2 protein-coding genes are annotated in these 1,528 nt (G+C 66.9%); both read left to right on the forward strand.

Translation table 11 applies throughout. From position 1 onward, the window contains the following. Positions 1-2: 2 nt before the first annotated feature. A complete protein-coding gene (locus tag H0X91_RS34610; protein ID WP_196433815.1) occupies positions 3-557 on the forward strand; it encodes a tetratricopeptide repeat protein in 555 nt (184 codons plus the stop codon). 122 nt (positions 558-679) lie between these two features. Next, complete coding sequence (locus H0X91_RS34615; protein ID WP_006498538.1) at positions 680-1,507, forward strand: hypothetical protein; 828 nt, start codon at positions 680-682, stop codon at positions 1,505-1,507. The last annotated feature ends 21 nt before the right edge of the window (positions 1,508-1,528 follow it).

Below are 1,528 nucleotides of genomic sequence, written 5' to 3' on the forward strand. Positions count from 1 at the left end.
TGTTGCTGTTGGCCGCGTGCGCGCAGGATCCGTCCGTCACCGGGAACACGGTACGGATCTGCGACGACACAGGTTGTTCCGATCGCCCTAAAGATCAGGTCTCCTATCAAAAAAGGGACGAGGCGGAAGACCGCGAAGAGCCGCACATCGCCGCGCTCAAGCAGACCGCGAAGACCCAGCCGAAGGCCGCCTACGACCTCGGCCTGCGCTATTTCCGCGGCGACGGCGTGCGCCAGGACAGCTACCAGGCGCTCAAGTGGATGCGCGAGGCCGCCGAACGCGGCGACCTGAACGCGCAGAAGGCGCTCGGCAGTTTCTACCTGTTCGGCCTCGAGGAAATGGGCTCGGATGCGCGCGAAGCGGAGAAGTGGCTGTCGATCGCGGCCGGCCGCGGCGACAAGGAATCGAAAAAGCTGCTCGATCTCGCGCGCAAGGCGAAGAAAGAAGACGAAGAAGACTGGAAATGGCGCACGCAATGGCGTGACGTCTATTACGGCTACTGGTACTCGGGCTATCCGTACTACGGCGTCTGGCAGCAGACGTACTGGTACTACTGACCGGGCATCGAGCAACGGGGGCAGCCGCGGGGAGACCACCATCGCGCGCCACGCCGGGGGGCTTATCGAAGTTCGCACGGACGCATAAGCCGAACAACGACTCTAATCGATCGACAACGACAATGAAGACCAACCTTCTCCAACGTCTCACTCAAGGTGCGCTGGTTGCAGCGCTTGGCGCGTCCGTCGCGGGTTGCGGCGGCGTGGTGACGCCCGGCGGGCAGAACGCCGGCGTGACGGGCGCCGCGGCTGGCGGCGCGAGCGCCGGCGCCGATTCGCAACTGCAGCGCTGCACGTCGCCGCTCGGCACGATCGCGGTCGACGACGGCCGCAATGCCGACTGGTGGGGCCCGTTCGGCAGCGCGACCAAGATGACCACAATCGACCCGCTGCTGCGCCTGGCGGTGCAGCAGTCGAACTGCTTCGTGATCACGTCGATCGGCAACCAGAAGAGCGACGCGCGCCTGTCGCGCATCACGCAGCTGCAGCGCAACTCGGGCGAATACCGCGCGGGCTCGAAGCAGCAGAAGGGCCAGCGTGTCGCGGCCGACTACTACATGGAGCCGCAGATCGTGATCAACGATTCGCCGATCGGCGGGATCGGCAGCATGATCGGCGGGCTGATCGGCAACAGCGCGGTGGCGGCGGTGGCGGGCCACCTGCAGACGAAGGCGTCGGTCGTGACGCTGACGCTGTTCGACGTGCGCTCGGCGGTGCAGATCGCGGCGTCGGAGGGCAGCTCGACGGCGACTAACTACGGCGCGGCGCTGGGTGGGTTCGGCGGCGGCGTGGGCGGTGCGCTGGCGGGCTTCTCGTCGACGCCGGAAGGCAAGGCGACGGTCGTCGCGTTCATCGATGCGTACAACAAGATGGTCGTCGCGCTGCGCAGCTACAAGGCGCAGGACGTCAAGGGCGGGCTGGGCCGCGGTGGCCAGCTGCAGGTCAACTGACGTCGCCGGGCCGGCGAGGGC

Source organism: Burkholderia sp. 9777_1386 (assembly GCF_015712265.1).
In the GTDB taxonomy this organism is placed as follows: Bacteria; Pseudomonadota; Gammaproteobacteria; order Burkholderiales; family Burkholderiaceae; genus Burkholderia; species Burkholderia cenocepacia.

What these genes read in the sequence shown, in the direction of transcription:
- H0X91_RS34615 (WP_006498538.1), top strand. Translation starts at nt 680, where the DNA reads ATGAAGACCAACCTTCTCCAACGTCTCACTCAAGGTGCGCTGGTTGCA.